The organism is Pseudomonas sp. AC463, from assembly GCF_979253585.1.
This window is the reverse complement of the sequence record NZ_CEEDDZ010000339.1, coordinates 1-320: the sequence shown is the minus strand read 5'-3', so window position 1 is coordinate 320 and position 320 is coordinate 1. Positions and strand designations below refer to the sequence as shown.

The 320-nt window shown below is 61.2% G+C and carries 1 protein-coding gene; it reads right to left on the bottom strand.

The features are described 5' to 3' along the window. Positions 1–6: 6 nt before the first annotated feature. The coding region (locus tag AC0IYH_RS30425) for a DUF305 domain-containing protein (protein WP_471837870.1) at positions 7–320 on the bottom strand (314 nt) is incomplete at its 5' end.

The window sequence follows — 320 nt, the reverse complement described above, 5'->3', positions numbered from 1 at the left end:
ACGGCCTTACTGGGGACGCTTGCCCATCTTGCGAAGCATCCCATTCAGCGTCGCGATCTCGCGGTTTTGGCCGGTGATCGTTTTCTGCGCCTCGCGCCGAATCTCGGCATTCTGGCTGTGACGAAGCACGGTCTGCGACATGGTCACGGCGCCGCGATGGTGCTCGATCATCTTGCGGACCCACGTCTCGCCGGCATCGGCGCCCATCGCCGCCATCATCTGCTCATGCATCTTCATCATATCCGGCCCGTACGGATTGGCCGGGGTCGGCTGCATCATCTTGGAATGATCCATGCCCTGCATCTGGCTATGGTCCATCC